Raw genomic sequence first — 14,414 nt, 5'->3', positions numbered from 1 at the left:
ACTCTCCCCTACTCGTCCTTGCCCTACTCGTCGCCGTCGTGCGGATCCGCAGAGCCCGCACCCGACGCCGCCGGCTTCTCTGCCGGGGGCTCGGAATCCTTCTTATCGGTTTCGGCCGGAGCGATCACGCGAATAAGCGAGATGCGCTGGCCACGCATCGACTGCACCTTGAACTTGTACCCCGCGACCTCAAACACCTCTCCGATGTCGGGCACCGAGTCGCAAAGCTCCAAAATCCAGCCGGCGATGGTCTCATAATCATCGCTTTCCTCGAGCGGCCAACCAAGCTCAATCGCGTCATCGCACGAAAAACGCCCATCGACGAGCCACTCACGGCGCGAGAGGCGCGTGAGGTACTTGTTGTCGGGATCGAACTCGTCCTCGATCTCGCCGACGATCTCCTCGACGATGTCCTCGATGGTGATGATGCCGGCCGTGCCGCCGTACTCGTCCACGACGACCACAATCTGGTCGTGCGAAGTCTGCATCTCGGACAGCAGCGGCAGGATGTCCTTGGTGTCGGGCACAAAGGTGGCATCGCGCAAAAAGCCAGCGATGGGCTGGTCGCCCTTGCCGTCGAGCGCGGGCTGGATCAGGTCCTTGATGTGCGCGATGCCCGCGACGTTGTCGGGATCCTCGTGATAGACGGGGATGCGGCTGAAGCCGGTCTGGCGCATGGTGGACAACACGTCGGCGACCGTCTCGTCGTCCTCGCACATGGTGGTGTCCACGCGCGGCACCATGACCTCGCGGGCAACGGTGTCGCCCAGGTCAAAGATCTCGTGGATCATGCGCTTTTCCTCGTCGAGCAGGTCGTCCTGCTCCGAGACCATGTACTTGATTTCTTCCTCCGAGACGTTCTGGCGGTCATCGGCGCTCTTGATGCGCAGGATGCGGGCCAGGCCGTCGGAGCAGGCACCGGTCAGCCACACGAGCGGGCGGGCGATCTTTTGGAACACGGAGAGCGGTCCCACGACCTGTTTGGATACGCCCTCGGCGTTAGCAAGGCCGATGCGCTTGGGCACGAGCTCGCCGATCACGATGGACACAAAGGCGACCGCGACGGTGATGATGACCGGCGCCAGGCCGCGCGCGATGGCGGAAAGCGGCGCGATGCCAAAGCTCATGAGCCATGTGGCGAGCGGGTCGGACAGGCTCGTCGAGGCGACGGCGGACGAGGCGAAGCCCACGAGCGTGATGGCGACCTGAATGGTGGCGAGCAGCTGGTCGGAATCGGCGGCAAGCTGGACGGCGCGCTCGGCGCGCTTATCGCCCTCCTCGGCATCGTGTTCCAACACGGCGCGCTTAGCCGTGGTGAGAGCCATCTCGGACATGGAGAAGTAGCCGTTGATAAGCGTTAAAACGAGCGTGGTAATAAGGGAGATGGTTATGTCCATCGGGAGTTTCTCGAACCTCCAAGATTCGGGACGTTGGGTAGTAAGCGTAGGTGACGGATAGGGCAATTGCGCCGGTTGCCCGTGCGAGCGGGGCCGTGGGCGTGGTCGCTAGATTACGAAGAGGATCACCGCCATGAACTGGAAGATGCTGCCGGCGAGCACCCACAAGTGGAAAACACTGTGCAGATAGCGCACGTTTTTGGCGATATAGAACGGCACGCCCACGGTATAGCACACGCCGCCGACGGCGAGCAGGGCGAGTGCCACGGGGTTCAGCAGCGCCACGAGCTCGGGCAGCTTAAAGACGACGAGCCAGCCCATCAGCAGATAGACCAGGCCGCTTACCCAATGCGGCTGACGTTCGCGCAAAAAGCACTCGAGGGCGATCCCGACGATGGCGATGGCCCACACGGCAAAGAACAGCGCAGGGCCGCCGTCGTTTGCGAGCGTGATGAGGCAAAACGGGGTATAGCTGCCGGCTATGAGCAGGTAGATGCAGCTGTGGTCGATGATGCGAAACACGCGCTTGGCGCGCGCGGGCTGAATCGCGTGGTAGAGCGTGGAGGCTAGGTATTCGAGGATGATACTGACACCATAGACAATCGCCGCGGCCATGTGGGCCGGGCCTCCGCCGCGCAGGGCAGCGAATACGATCAGGAGCACCAGGCCCGCGATACCCAGCAGGCAGCCGACACCATGGGTGACGGAGTTCATGATCTCCTCGCCCACCGTGTAGTGTGGAACGGCCGCGGTCTTGGGTCGCGGCTTAGAACTGTCGCTCGAATCGGACATGCCGGTTACATCCTCCAATGTAAAGAGTTCTCAACACTATATCAAAGCGTCTGGGTACATGCGAAATTTGCACCATACGTGACCCTTTGTTTACCCATTCTTTGCCTGTTGACGCGTCAACGGCGAACATCCATAATGCGCTTGTTTTAAATGTTGATGTATTAACATGTTATAGGAGAATACCGCATGGCTCAAAACGCACATTCCCATCGAAAGCTCAAGATAGCCGGCATCGTTGCACTGGTGGTTGTCATTGCACTGCTCGGATTTGCCGGCAACTTTCTGTTTGACTTCGCGCTGAATCCCCGCGCGCCATACACCATGAAGATGATGCAGGACGGCAAGGACGACAAAGAAAGTGAGCAGCCGGATGCCGAGGGAACCGAGGCGCGGGCATGGTTTAAAGAGAACCGCGAGAGCAGCAGCCTCACCGCAGATGACGGAACCGAACTTGCCGCTTGGTATTTTGCCGCCCCAGAGAGCACGCACAATTACGCTATCTGCCTACACGGATACACCGATGAGCCCATCGGTATGGCCCGATACGCCAAACGATTCCATGACCGCGGCATGAACGTGCTCGCGCCTGCCGCCCGTGCCCACGAGCGCTCCGGCGGCGACTATATCGGCATGGGCTGGCCCGAGCGGCTCGATGTCGTCGCATGGATCGAGCGAATCGTTCAGGCTGACCCCGAGGCGCGCATCCTGGTCTTTGGCGAGTCGATGGGTGCGGCAACCGCCATGGACGTCGCGGGGGAATCTCTGCCCGCAAACGTGAAATGCATTATCGAGGACTGTGGTTATACGAGTGTTTGGGACGAGTTTTCTCTGCAGCTCAAGGATGTATTTGGGCTGCCCAGTTTTCCTTTGCTCGATGTGGCCAACCTGGTGTGCAACGTGCGCGCGGGCTACGACTTTCATAAGGCGAGCAGTGTGGAGCAACTCAAACACGCGACGGTTCCCATGCTGTTTATCCACGGCGACCAGGACACCTTTGTGCCGTACGACATGCTCGACCAAAACTACGACGCGTGCGCCAGCAAGGTCAAGCAAAAGCTCACCATCCATGGCGCCACCCACGCCAAGAGCGCGCAAGTTAACCCCGAGCTCTACTGGAACACGGTCGACGACTTCCTCGGAAAGAATTTTTAGGCAAAAAGCAACGTCCGGGGCTTTATCTGACCCCCTATTTTCGGAAGTATGCGGCGAAATCTGGAACTGCCGACCAGACCGCAGTTTTATCAACAATTTATCAGGGGTTTTGTTGCCAAAAAACGTCGTGTGCTCGGCGGTCTCGAAATTTGCCGCATACTTCCGAAAAGCCGCCCGTGGGCGCTGTGCTCACGGGCGGCTTTTGCTCGACTTGCGCCACAAAGGCGCTTGTTTTGTCCAATAGCTAGGCGCTATTTGACCTCGATGAGCTCGTACTTGCTCGTGCCCAGGCCGATCTTCTCGGCATGCGCGATGCACGCGCGCCAGTCGGTGTCGGGATGCGTGATGCAGAAGGGGTCGCGCGCCTGCTCGCCCTCCAAATGCTCGTGGTTATGCTCCATCTTGGCCGCGCTGTCGGTAAGCTCGGTGTTAGGCAGCGGCTCGGACGCCAGGACAGCGTCGGCGCAGGCCTGATCGATGGCGACCGGGTCGAAGCTCGCGAACATGCCGATATCGTTGACGATAGGCGCGTCATTCTCGGGATGGCAGTCGCAGTTGGGGCTGATGTCCATTGCGAGCGAAATATGGAAGCTGGGGCGATCCTGGACAATGGCCTTCGTATACTCGGCGATCTTGTAGTTGAGTACGTCGGCCGCGGCATCATAGTCGGGCTTGATGCAGTCCTGGTTGCACGCCGCAATGCAGCGTCCGCAGCCCACGCAGCGATCGTGGTCGATGGCAGCCACGTGAACCGTGCGGGTGCTGCCGTTGGCAAGCTCGCGCTCACGCGTACCGTCAAACGTGATGGCGCTGTGCGCGCAAATCTTCTCGCAGGCACGGCAACCCACGCAGTTGGTAGTATCGACGCTCGGCTTGCCGGCGGCATGCTGCTCCATCTTGCCGGCACGGCTGCCGCCGCCCATGCCCAGGTTCTTCATGGCGCCGCCAAAGCCCGCCTGCTCATGGCCCTTAAAGTGCGTAAGGCTGATCACAATGTCGGCATCCATGAGTGCCTGGCCGATCTTTGCCTCGCGCACATACTCACCACCCTCGACCGGGACGAGCGCCTCGTCGGTACCCTTGAGGCCGTCGGCGATGATGATCTGGCAACCCGTGGCATACGGGGTAAAGCCGTTCTGGTAGGCGGTGTCGATGTGCTCGAGCGCGTTTTTGCGACTGCCGACATAGAGCGTGTTGCAGTCGGTGAGGAAGGGCTTGCCGCCCAGCTCCTTCACGACATCCGCGACGGCGCGGGCGTAGTTGGGGCGCAAAAAGCTCAGATTGCCCAGCTCGCCAAAGTGAATCTTAATGGCGACGAACTTGTTCTCAAAGTCGATCTGCTCAATACCGGCGCGACGGATGAGGCGCTTGAGTTTGTCGAGCTGGCTCTCGCGAGCATGCGTGCGCAGGTTGGTGAAGTACACCTTTGCTGGTGCTGCGGGTGCAGTTGCGGTCATAGATATATCCCCTCGGTCTATATGGCGTTACAGACATAAGAGGATGGTACCCGTTGAAGTAGGGTCGAAGTCAAGCGCAACACCGAGTCGTTAGGCACTCATTGGGGACAGACTTAAATGAGTGCTTGCCGCCCGGCCAGCGAGCCGGCGATCCGGCAAAGACTGTCCCCAACGACTAGTCGTTTAAGAACGTCCCCAATGACTACTCCTGCACCTTGAGGGCTTCGGCCAGGCTGACGCGCTTGATAGAGCGCGTGTGCAGCAGCGCCACGACCAGGTAGGTCGCAAAGCCGATGCCGATGCATGCAGCCATGGACCAAGCGGGCACGTAGATCTCGATATTGCCGTTGTAGGCGAGCAGCATCGAGCGGAAGATGGCCGTGAGCGAGCCAATAATGACCGGCAGGCTCAGCACGAGCGACGCCGCCACGCACAGCGTGATCGAGCGGATGTACAGATGCGAGATCTCGCTATCGCGATAGCCAAAGACTTTCATGTAGCTGATCGAACGGGCGCTGTGGTCGATCACCGCCTTGGTCAGCAGGTACATAAACAGCAGGAAGATAAACACCGCGAGCCCGACCATCATGCCGATCATTTTGCTCATCATGCCGATGAACTGGTCACCCACGGCGCGCATGTCGTCGGGCGTGGTGTCACCGGCAAAGTAACGAGCATCGAGGTCGAGCTTCTCGTCGCTCACATAGCCGTTAAAGTAGGCGGCGTCGTTGCCGAACAGCTCGTTAAAGTCATCGATGCTCATATAGATATTCATGTCCGACTTTGAACCCCAGATGCAGTCCTTACCCGCGTACTCAAGAGAATAATCCCGAGCCTCGTACTTGTCGCGAAGCTCGACCTTCTGGCCCTCGCTCCAGCCAAACTTATCGAGCAGACCGCCGCCAAAGACGACGCGCCCGTCGCCGATGTTGAGGCCCTTCCAGTAGCGCGAATCGGGCGAGATGCCGTAGACGGAAATCGTCTCCTCGCCATTACCATCGCCGCGGTCGTATTGCAGCTGGTAAACGGCATATTTCTCGGCCTGCGCGATTGCGCCCGTGCCGTTGTCGGTCGTGTTGATCGGGTGAATGTCGTCGTTGTCGGTGTCGATCTTAGAGGCCTTGTCGATCAGGTCGATGGCCTCATCGCGGTCGCAGCCGAGGGCATCGGCAAGGTCATCGAGGCGCGCATAAAGCGCATCTTTCTTGTCCTGGACCTTGGCGAGCGCGTCCTGCGCCGCGGCCAGGCTCTCGGCAGACGGAGATGCGGTCGCGGCATCGGCTGCCGTCTGCGCCGCATCGGCCGCGTCGTCAAGCTCGTCATCGGCATCCTGGGCGGCGGAGAGCAGCGCGCCGTCAATCGACTGCAAGCGCTCGAGCGCCGCCCACTGCCCGCGCTCCTCGGCAGTACCCTCAAGCTCTAGCGGAGCCTTGAGCGTGTACTGGTGCTCGGCGACCAGGCTTGTCTCCAGGTTGTCCGCATAGTGCGTCATCGTGGGCAGGATCGCCAGGCCAAAGAGCAGCAGCAGCGAGGCAAACGCAATGCCCACGAAGAGCGTGGCGAAGTTGCCCAGGTTGCGCAGGAAGATGCGCAGGCGGAAGCGGGAAACAAAGCCCATGCGCTCCGGCAGCTGCAGGCCGCGCTTGGTGCCCGATTTGCCGCTCGCCTCGTGACGAAGGAACTGCAACGGCGTCTTGCCCATCTTGCGAAGCAGGCCCACCAGCGTGATGAGGATGAGCGCGGCAGCGGGAACCACGGCGCACTTCACAAAGATCCCCCAACTCCAGTACACCTGGAAGGGCGGCAGACTGTACGAGCCGTAGTAGAGACCGCGCATGGGCTCGGTAAAGAACGCAACGCCGAGCGCGGTGCCCAAAAGTGCCGCGAGCACGCCCACGATGGCGGGAAGTGCCAGGTAGTGCAGCACGATCTCGCGGCGGCGATAGCCGCTGGCGAGCAGCGTGCCAATGATGGCGCTCTCCTCCTCGATGGTGGCGTCGGTAAGGACCACAAAGACGAACGCCATGATCACGATGATAATGTTGAGCAGCGTCATCCACATCATGGAGTCGCCGTCTACGTCGTCGCGCGCGTAGCCAATACCCTGGTTGGAATCGGCGTCGATCAGATCGTCCACGCGCGCATCGGCATCGGTCAGCGCCTCGACCATATCCTGCTCCGCATCGATGCGATCCGCGGTGGGGAGGTCGCGATCGGTAAAAGCAAAGGAGTAGGTGTAGGCAGGTGCACCACCGGCATCCTCGAGCGCGGCAAAGCCGGCGTCGGTGACCTCGGCCACACCATAGGTGATGGTGTTCACCGTAAAGTCCGAATTGTTGAGGAACAGCGCCTGGCTATCGGGCTGGGTCATGATGCCGCAGATGGTGTAGGTGCGGCCCTCAAGCTCAACCTTATCGCCCACGACAAGGTCGTTGTTGGTGGCAAAAACGCGGTCGATAGCCACCTCATCGTCCGTCTTGGGCTGCTTGCCTTCGCAGTAGGACGCGATATCGACCTTGGTGCGGTGCGCATAGGTGCGCAACGTGCGCTTGGTGCCGTCGTCGCCGGCGGTCTTTTTGATGATGGCGTCGATGGAGAAATTCTTGTAGAGCGTGACGCCGCCGACGTCGTCGGCTGCATCCTCGGCTGCCTTGAGCTGGTCGTCGGTAGCCTCGAAGGAGGTGGTCACGCGGCCGTCCTCAATCGTGTACGCATCGCGCATGTCGTCGATAAGGCAACCGATGGAATGCGCCGCGAGCAAAAAGCCCGAGGTGAGAGCGATGCTCCCGCACATAAGCAAAAAGATGCCCAGGTACTTGCCGATATTGCGGCGCAGCTCGCGCGGGAGTCGCTTTGCGAGAGGTGTCATGGCATCGCCTACCAATCGAGCTCGGCGGCCGCAACGGGCGACTCGTTGAGCCCATCCTCGACGATGCGGCCGTCGCGCAGGCGCAGCACGCGGTTGGCCATGCGGGCGATGGCGGCGTTGTGGGTGACGATGATGATGGTGCAGCCGTAGGTGCGGTTAACATCCTCCATGAGCTGCAAGATTTCCTTGGATGTCTTGTAGTCAAGCGCGCCGGTGGGCTCGTCGCACAGCAGCAGGCCCGGGTTTTTGACGAGTGCGCGGCCGATGGCGCAACGCTGCTGTTGGCCGCCCGAGACCTGGCGCGGGAACTTGTTGCGGTGCTCGTAGAGGCCCAGCGAACGCAGCAGGTCGTCGACATTGAGCGGGTTTTTGGACAGGTGCGCCGTGACCTCGATGTTTTCCTTGATGGTAAGGTCGGGCACCAGGTTGTAGAACTGGAAGACAAAACCCAGCTCGCGACGTCGGTACTCGCCCAGATCGGCGGGCTTGAGCACCGTAAGGTCGCAGCCGTCCACCATGATGGAACCACCGTCGGCATCCTCCAGGCCGCCGATCAGGTTGAGAAAGGTCGACTTGCCCGAGCCCGAGGGCCCCAGCATGACGCAGATCTCGCCGCGGTTGATGGACGTGTCGATGCCATCGAGTACCGTCAGGCGCGCATCACCGTCGCCGTAGTGTTTCCTGAGCCCTTTGACCTGGACATAGGCTTGCTTTGTCGACATGCTATCCCCCGTTGTTAGCCTTCTGTTACTTTTCTAGGGTAATAGTAAACCCAGGCGAACTATTTTTAAGCGACAGGCGCACATTTTTCCAACCTACTCATTGGGGACAGACTTAAATGAGTGAAATCGCTCATTTAAGTCTGTCCCCAATGAGTGGTCCCAAAGGCCGGCATATTGGGACAGTCCTTGCCAACCCGGCTGGCGAACCGGCGAATCGGCAAAGACTGTCCCCAATGACTAGGTGGCTAGGCGTGGGATTTGTTGTGGGCGAGGGCTAGGCCTACGGCGGCGATGGCAGCGGCGAAGAGCACCGTGACGCCCAGGTCGCAGGCGATGTCGCCCAGCACGGCAGACGTCAGGTCCGAAGCGAGCGCCTTGCCGATCGCGTCGTTCACCCAATACGTCGGCACAAAGTGCGCCACCGTCTGCACGGCCGAGCCCATGAGCGACAGCGGCATCCAGGCGCCGCCCAAAAACGTCATGAGCAAGCCAAGCAGGTTGCCCACACCGTTGAGCAGCTCTTCGCGCGCGCCCAGGCTCGAAAGGGCAAAGCCAACGGCCAGCGGCGTGCACGCCAGGGCAAACGTTGCCGCCAGCGCCAGGCACACACGGCCCACGCCGACCTCGGCGACCGCGCCGGCAAAGCCCACGACGCCCATCATGCTCGACACAAACCAGATACAGACAGTGAGCACGGCGGCGGCCGCGAACACGGCAAGCGAACGCTGGCGCTCGGAGAGCGGACCGGCCTCCATGCGGCGCACGCGCTCGGGCTCGTTCATGCCCGAGAACACCAGCCCCACCGACACGATGACCGACGAGATGATCGCATACGCGCCAAAGTTGAAGTACGACTCGAGTGTAGCGGCGGCAGTCGAGTCAACCTTGACCTGCTCGATCTGGACCTCCGCACGCTTTGCGGCAGCATGCTCGGCGGCCTTGGCGACATCGCCGTCGGAAGCAGCTGGCTCAAGTGCCGCCGCAGTACCCGCGAGCGAGACCCACCGCGAGGCCTCGGCAGACGAAAGCGCTGCCGCCATGGTGCCGGAGCCGTACGTCACATCGAGCTTGGGCAGGTCTTCCCCCGCACGCGCGGCTGCAACAAGATCGTCCTCAAACCCCTCCGGGATAAAGAACACGCAATCGGCGCTGCCCTTGGCGCTGTTACTCTTGGCGAGCGCATCCGCAAGGTCGTACATGTCGTCACCAACGCCCGTGACCAGGTCAAAGCGTGAGCCTAGGTGCTTGGTAAGCGCCCGCGAAAGGTCGCTATTGTCGCGGTCGACCACGATCACATTGGTGTCGTAGGGCTTGTACTCGGTAAGCTGCGACGAGTTCCAGCTCACCGAGGCCGCGATGAATACGCCCATGAGCGAGATGAACACCGTATAGATGAGCAGGTATAACGGGTGCGCGAGCGCCATGCGAAGCGCGGTCTTAAAGGTGCTCATAGCGGCTCCTTCCAAAGATCAGCGTAGCGGCGACGACAAACACCAGGGTCATCAGGACGAGCGCGCCGGCGCGGACGGCGAAGGGCCCCAGATCCTCAAAGAAATACAGGCGGTTGAACATGTCGCAGATGAGCTTGACGGGGTTGAGCCAGCACTCGGCCGGGCAGGCGCGGGCGACATCGTCGGCAAGCGCCATCGCCGGCTCGCCGTAGAGTCCGGCGAACAGGGCGCACGTGGTAGCGAAGCCCGTGAGGATACCGGACTTGGACGCCTTGCCGCCCTTAACGGGAAGCGTGCCCACAAAGAGCCCCAGGCCCGTGGCGGCAAGCGCGGATGCAGCCCCGCCCAGCAGGCACAACCCCTCGCGCCCGCCAAAGTCGACGCCCACGACCAGGCGCACGTAGCCGATCGCAACCGCCATCGATGCAAAGGAAACCAGCCACGAGCCGACAAAAATGCCGGCCAGTGACGCCGTCTTGGAGAGACCGCCCACGCAGCGGCGCGCGCCAAGGCCCGACAGATTAGGCTGCAAATCGACGACGCTCAAGGCGGCAAACTCGGCAGACATCATCGCGACCAGGCCAAAAAGCGCGTAATAGTAGATGACCGTGCCATCGGGCGTGGCACGAGTCAGGCTCACGCGGCGGGTTCCGCCCTCGAGCGACAGAGCGCGCGCAACCGCCTCCGGGTCGGCGAGCGCCGCCGGGTCATCCTGGGCAATCTGGGACATGAGCTCGGCATTTTGCGTATACGAGCTTGCCACCGTTTCAAGGATGCTGCGGTCGGTAAGCACCGACGAGGCGCGCGAGCTGTCGTAACTCGATAGCAGCGTGAGCCTGGGCGTGCCCGCGGCATCAACCGTATAGATGCCCGCGACCTCGCCGGCCTTGAGCGCTTTGCGCGCGGCAGCCAAGTCTTCGTACTCGCTCACATCGAGCAGCTGATCGTCGCCTGCCTTGGCAAGCGAAGCTGCCACATCCTTAAAGGTCGAGGCATCCCAGGCCTCGTCCGCCACGACGGCAACCGGCACCGGGTCGACCGTGCCGTCGGAGCTGAGGTTCGCAAACATAAACATGAACATCGTGGAAAGCGCGATAGGAAAGAGAGCGCCCCAGACCCACGTGCTCGGCCGGCGCAGCAGCGTCTTGACCGTGGTGATGATGGTGTTGAACATGGCCGCCCCCTAGTCGCGCAGCTCGCGGCCGGTGATCTCGAGGAATACGTCGTTGAGGGTCGGCGGTTCGGAATAGATGCGGCCGAGTGGCACGTCATGCGAGCGCAGCGCATCGAGAATGTCCGTCAGGTTGTGCGGGCTCGCTTCGCACGAAAACGTGAGCTGTCCCGCCGTTGCCGAAAGGTCCAGAACGTGCGGCAGGCTTGCGACGGCACCGAGCGCCGCACTCGGAACCTCGCCGACCTCGATTACAATCTTCTCGCCCATCTGAATCATGCGCTTGAGCTCGTCGTTAGTGCCCTGCGCCAGCACGCGCCCACCGTCCATGATCATGATGCGGCTGCAGATCTGCTCGACTTCCTCCATGTAATGGCTGGTATACACCACCGTGGCGCCCTCGTCGCGCAGGCGGCAGATGCCCTCCAGGATGGCGTTGCGGCTTTGCGGGTCGACCGCCACCGTGGGTTCGTCAAAAAAGATGAGCTCGGGCTTGTGCGCGATGCCGCAGGCAATGTTGAGACGACGCGCCAGGCCGCCCGAGAGCTTGCCGGGACGGAACTTGGTAAAGTCGCCCAGGCCGACAAAGTCGATCGCCTCGTCCACCAGCGCGCGGCGGCGCTTGCGATCGTTGACGTAGAGACTGCAGAAATAGTCGATGTTCTCGCGCACGGTGAGCTCGTCGAACACCGCCACTTGCTGCGGGACCACGCCGATGCGACGCTTGAGGTCGTAGCGGGCGGGCGTCATGGGCTCGCCGAACAGCTCGATGGTGCCTTTGTCGTAGGCGAGCAGCTGCAGAATGCAGTTGATGGACGTGGTCTTGCCCGAGCCGTTGGGGCCCAGCAGGCCAAAGATCTCGCCGGGGGCGATACTCAGGTTAAAGTGGTCGAGCGCAATAAGGTCGTCGTAGCGCTTAACGAGGTTTTCGACGTGGACGATGTCTGTCATGAGGCGGCCCTTCTGTTGCTTGCGGCCCGGTACGATTGCATCATCGCAGGAGCTGACGGCGCGCACCAGTGAGCTTTGTCACGAGTGCGGAGGTCTTGGTCGTGCGGCCTGCTGACGCGACCGCCCCGCCGCGTGGGAGGAATGTCACGCTTGCTCTGAGTGGCGCCTCCCCCGTGCGCGGCATCGCGTACAATACCCGTATGAACAGGCTATTCGACAAATCGATCGTGCTGGCGTGCTGCATCGCAGCCGCCACGGGCCTTGCTGTGGATGCTCGCCTGGTCGCGGCGTTTTGCCTTGGCGTTGTCATCGCCGCACTGGCCGAGGTCGCGCAGGGAGAACGCGCCCGTCGCGCCAGCGAGGCCGGCAGCTACGCCTACGTCATCGCGGCTGTCTTCGTGCCGCCGTTTGTGCCGTTCGCACCTCTCGCCCTCTATGACATCGCGCGACGCGTGCGCCGTGAACGCATCTGGCCCGCGCTGGCGATTGGCTCCGTGTTTGCCTGCGCACTTGCCACGGACCTTCGCTGCGGCGCGCTCACCACCCGAACGCTGTTGCTAACCGCCATCCTTTCGGTCGCCGCCACGTTGCTGTCACTGCGCACCGCGCAGCTGGAGCGCGAACAGGAACGCATGCGTCGCACCCGCGACAAGCTGCAAGAACGCGCCCTGGCACTCGAGGCACGCAACCGCGACCTCGCCGACCGCCAGGACTACGAAGTCGAGCTCGCGACGCTCGCCGAACGCGCCCGCATCGCGCGCGAGATCCACGATAACGTGGGCCACCAGCTCACGCGCGCTTCGCTTCAAACCGAAGCCCTGCGCGTGGTCCATGCCAACGAGCCCGGCGTTGCCGCCGATTTCGCCGACGTCAAATACACCGTTGACGAGGCGCTCCAGCTCGTGCGCGCCAGCGTCCACGCGCTCAACGACAACGCCGTCGACCTTTCCGTGCAGCTCGAACGCATTGTTGAAGGCGCGCGCTCGGACGGCGGTCCGCGGATTGAGCTTGAAGTTATGACCGAACATGCGCCCGCAAACGTCGCGAACTGCTTTGCGGCGGTCCTGCGCGAGGCGCTCTCCAACACCATGCGCCACGCTTGCGCCCATGCTGTCACTGTACGTTGCATGGAGCATCCGTCGTTTTACCAGCTCATCGTTACCGACGATGGCGCGGGCGGGGTTCAAGCAAGCGGCCACGGCGCCGCGGAGGGCATGGGGCTCGCCTCTATGCGCGAGCGCATCGAGGCGCTTGGCGGCACCTTCACCGCCGGCCCGCGTGCCGGCGCCGGCGGCTGGCGCGTGTTTGCCACCGTTCCCAAACAGCAAGGAGATGATGGCCGATGAGGCTCATCGTTGTCGACGACGACCGCCTAGTGGTCGATTCGCTCAAGATTATCCTGGGCGCCCAGCCGCAGATCGAGGTGGTGGGCACCGGTGCCAACGGCAACGACGCAGTGGCGCTCTACGCTGAGCACTCGCCCGACATCGCGCTGCTCGACATTCAGATGCCGGGACGAGACGGCCTATCGGCGGCGCGCGAGATCCTCGAGCGCGATCCTGCGGCGCTCGTGGTGTTCCTGACGACATTCTCGGATGACGAGTACATTGTGTCGGCGCTCAAACTGGGCGCCCGCGGCTACCTGATTAAAACCGATGTCGCCGCCATTCCTCCGGCGTTGGCGCAGGTCATGGATGGCAAACGCGTGCTCGAGGGCAAGGCGATCGAAGATGTTGACTTTGACGGGATGGGCGACAAGACGGGCACGCCCCGCCGGCCCGCAGCCTTTGCCAGCCTGACCGACCGCGAGTTCGAAGTCGCCGAGCTCATCGCCCGCGGCCTCGATAACAAGGAGATCGCTGCCACCGCCTATATGGGCGAAGGCACCGTGCGCAACCACATTAGCTCGATCCTAGCCAAAATGGGCCTGCGCAACCGCACGCAGATCGCCATCGCCTACCTGCGAGGGTAATTACCCAACAACCGACCACCCCGGCAAAGTAAAATGGCTGCCACCGATTTAATGCCATTTCAAAACTATGCCGGATTACTACGATGAATCGCCCGCCTTCGACCACGGCAAATTGCGCGCTTACAAAACCGCAGGTAGAACGCTTGCATTATTTAGAAAAATGCAGTCATGGTCGGGAATGTCGAATTCATCGTAGTAAACCGGCATAGTTTTGTTCGGGCGGCCCTGCACGAGTGCCTCCGCAAGCCTCGCGGGACCAAAATGATCCATTTTCCTCCACCCGCGGAAACCGGCTGACAGCGCCCGCCACGAAATCGGCCCATCTACTACGTTTGACTCAATATCCCCGACCATACCCGCTTTTCATGAAAAATCGCAGGCGTTCTACCTGCGGTTTTTATTTCGCATTACTTGCCATGGTTGAGGGTAGCGGCTTAAACGTAGTAGATGGGCCCATTTCATGGCAGACGGGTCATTTTC

The 14,414-nt window shown here is 61.7% G+C and carries 11 protein-coding genes; 3 read left to right on the top strand and 8 right to left on the bottom strand.

Annotated elements, in window-relative coordinates; translation table 11 throughout:
• Nucleotides 1-23 precede the first annotated feature (23 nt).
• Nucleotides 24-1,397, bottom strand: coding sequence for a hemolysin family protein (locus DW645_RS03560; RefSeq protein ID WP_118226316.1), 1,374 nt, complete (start codon nucleotides 1,395-1,397; stop codon nucleotides 24-26).
• A gap of 108 nt (nucleotides 1,398-1,505) precedes the next feature.
• Nucleotides 1,506-2,189 (bottom strand): hemolysin III family protein, encoded by a 684-nt coding sequence (locus DW645_RS03555; protein WP_199408127.1) that lies wholly within the window; start codon nucleotides 2,187-2,189, stop codon nucleotides 1,506-1,508.
• Between the two features lie 186 nt (nucleotides 2,190-2,375).
• Here DW645_RS03555 and DW645_RS03550 point away from each other — a divergent pair, with 186 nt between their 5' ends.
• The gene (locus DW645_RS03550) at nucleotides 2,376-3,341 is read left to right on the top strand and encodes an alpha/beta hydrolase (protein ID WP_117655445.1); all 966 of its coding nucleotides are present in this window, start codon (nucleotides 2,376-2,378) and stop codon (nucleotides 3,339-3,341) included.
• A gap of 251 nt (nucleotides 3,342-3,592) precedes the next feature.
• On the opposite strand, the gene DW645_RS03545 is transcribed toward DW645_RS03550, so the two are convergent.
• The 6 genes from DW645_RS03545 to DW645_RS03520 form a co-directional block, all read right to left on the bottom strand.
• Entirely contained in the window at nucleotides 3,593-4,798 is a 1,206-nt protein-coding gene (locus DW645_RS03545) for a DUF362 domain-containing protein (protein WP_117655444.1), read from the bottom strand.
• Between the two features lie 202 nt (nucleotides 4,799-5,000).
• Nucleotides 5,001-7,667 carry an ABC transporter permease gene (locus tag DW645_RS03540; RefSeq protein WP_118226315.1) on the bottom strand — a complete coding sequence of 889 codons (2,667 nt, stop codon included), beginning with the start codon at nucleotides 7,665-7,667 and terminating at the stop codon, nucleotides 5,001-5,003.
• Nucleotides 7,668-7,675: 8 nt separating this feature from the next.
• Nucleotides 7,676-8,389, bottom strand: a complete 714-nt coding sequence (locus DW645_RS03535) for an ABC transporter ATP-binding protein (protein ID WP_118226313.1) — start codon at nucleotides 8,387-8,389, stop codon at nucleotides 7,676-7,678.
• A 245-nt stretch (nucleotides 8,390-8,634) separates the two neighbouring features.
• Nucleotides 8,635-9,840: an ABC transporter permease gene (locus DW645_RS03530; protein WP_117786211.1), complete on the bottom strand. Its 1,206-nt coding sequence runs from the start codon at nucleotides 9,838-9,840 to the stop codon at nucleotides 8,635-8,637.
• Nucleotides 9,827-11,014 carry an ABC transporter permease gene (locus DW645_RS03525; protein ID WP_117786210.1) on the bottom strand — a complete coding sequence of 396 codons (1,188 nt, stop codon included), beginning with the start codon at nucleotides 11,012-11,014 and terminating at the stop codon, nucleotides 9,827-9,829. Before DW645_RS03525 ends, DW645_RS03530 begins: the two co-directional genes overlap by 14 nt.
• Nucleotides 11,015-11,023: 9 nt before the next feature.
• A complete protein-coding gene (locus tag DW645_RS03520; RefSeq protein WP_118226324.1) occupies nucleotides 11,024-11,962 on the bottom strand; it encodes an ABC transporter ATP-binding protein in 939 nt (312 codons plus the stop codon).
• Between the two features lie 200 nt (nucleotides 11,963-12,162).
• On the opposite strand from DW645_RS03520, the gene DW645_RS03515 reads away from it, so the two are divergent.
• Both DW645_RS03515 and DW645_RS03510 read left to right on the top strand, forming a co-directional pair.
• Nucleotides 12,163-13,308 (top strand): sensor histidine kinase, encoded by a 1,146-nt coding sequence (locus DW645_RS03515; protein WP_147338936.1) that lies wholly within the window; start codon nucleotides 12,163-12,165, stop codon nucleotides 13,306-13,308.
• The gene (locus DW645_RS03510) at nucleotides 13,305-13,934 is read left to right on the top strand and encodes a response regulator transcription factor (protein ID WP_117786209.1); all 630 of its coding nucleotides are present in this window, start codon (nucleotides 13,305-13,307) and stop codon (nucleotides 13,932-13,934) included. Before DW645_RS03515 ends, DW645_RS03510 begins: the two co-directional genes overlap by 4 nt.
• Nucleotides 13,935-14,414 lie beyond the last annotated feature (480 nt).

Origin of the sequence: Collinsella sp. AM23-17 (assembly GCF_003470945.1) — a bacterium.
In the GTDB taxonomy this organism is placed as follows: Bacteria; Actinomycetota; Coriobacteriia; order Coriobacteriales; family Coriobacteriaceae; genus Collinsella; species Collinsella aerofaciens_O.
Note: the sequence above shows the minus strand (reverse complement) of the source record. Positions and strands in the feature narration are given on the sequence as shown.

Coding starts and splice junctions, on each gene's coding strand:
- DW645_RS03530 (WP_117786211.1), bottom strand. CDS start 9,840: ATGAGCACCTTTAAGACCGCGCTTCGCATGGCGCTCGCGCACCCGTTA.
- DW645_RS03540 (WP_118226315.1), bottom strand. CDS start 7,667: ATGACACCTCTCGCAAAGCGACTCCCGCGCGAGCTGCGCCGCAATATC.
- DW645_RS03515 (WP_147338936.1), top strand. CDS start 12,163: ATGAACAGGCTATTCGACAAATCGATCGTGCTGGCGTGCTGCATCGCA.
- DW645_RS03550 (WP_117655445.1), top strand. CDS start 2,376: ATGGCTCAAAACGCACATTCCCATCGAAAGCTCAAGATAGCCGGCATC.
- DW645_RS03560 (WP_118226316.1), bottom strand. CDS start 1,397: ATGGACATAACCATCTCCCTTATTACCACGCTCGTTTTAACGCTTATC.
- DW645_RS03510 (WP_117786209.1), top strand. CDS start 13,305: ATGAGGCTCATCGTTGTCGACGACGACCGCCTAGTGGTCGATTCGCTC.
- DW645_RS03520 (WP_118226324.1), bottom strand. CDS start 11,962: ATGACAGACATCGTCCACGTCGAAAACCTCGTTAAGCGCTACGACGAC.
- DW645_RS03555 (WP_199408127.1), bottom strand. CDS start 2,189: ATGTCCGATTCGAGCGACAGTTCTAAGCCGCGACCCAAGACCGCGGCC.
- DW645_RS03535 (WP_118226313.1), bottom strand. CDS start 8,389: ATGTCGACAAAGCAAGCCTATGTCCAGGTCAAAGGGCTCAGGAAACAC.
- DW645_RS03525 (WP_117786210.1), bottom strand. CDS start 11,014: ATGTTCAACACCATCATCACCACGGTCAAGACGCTGCTGCGCCGGCCG.
- DW645_RS03545 (WP_117655444.1), bottom strand. CDS start 4,798: ATGACCGCAACTGCACCCGCAGCACCAGCAAAGGTGTACTTCACCAAC.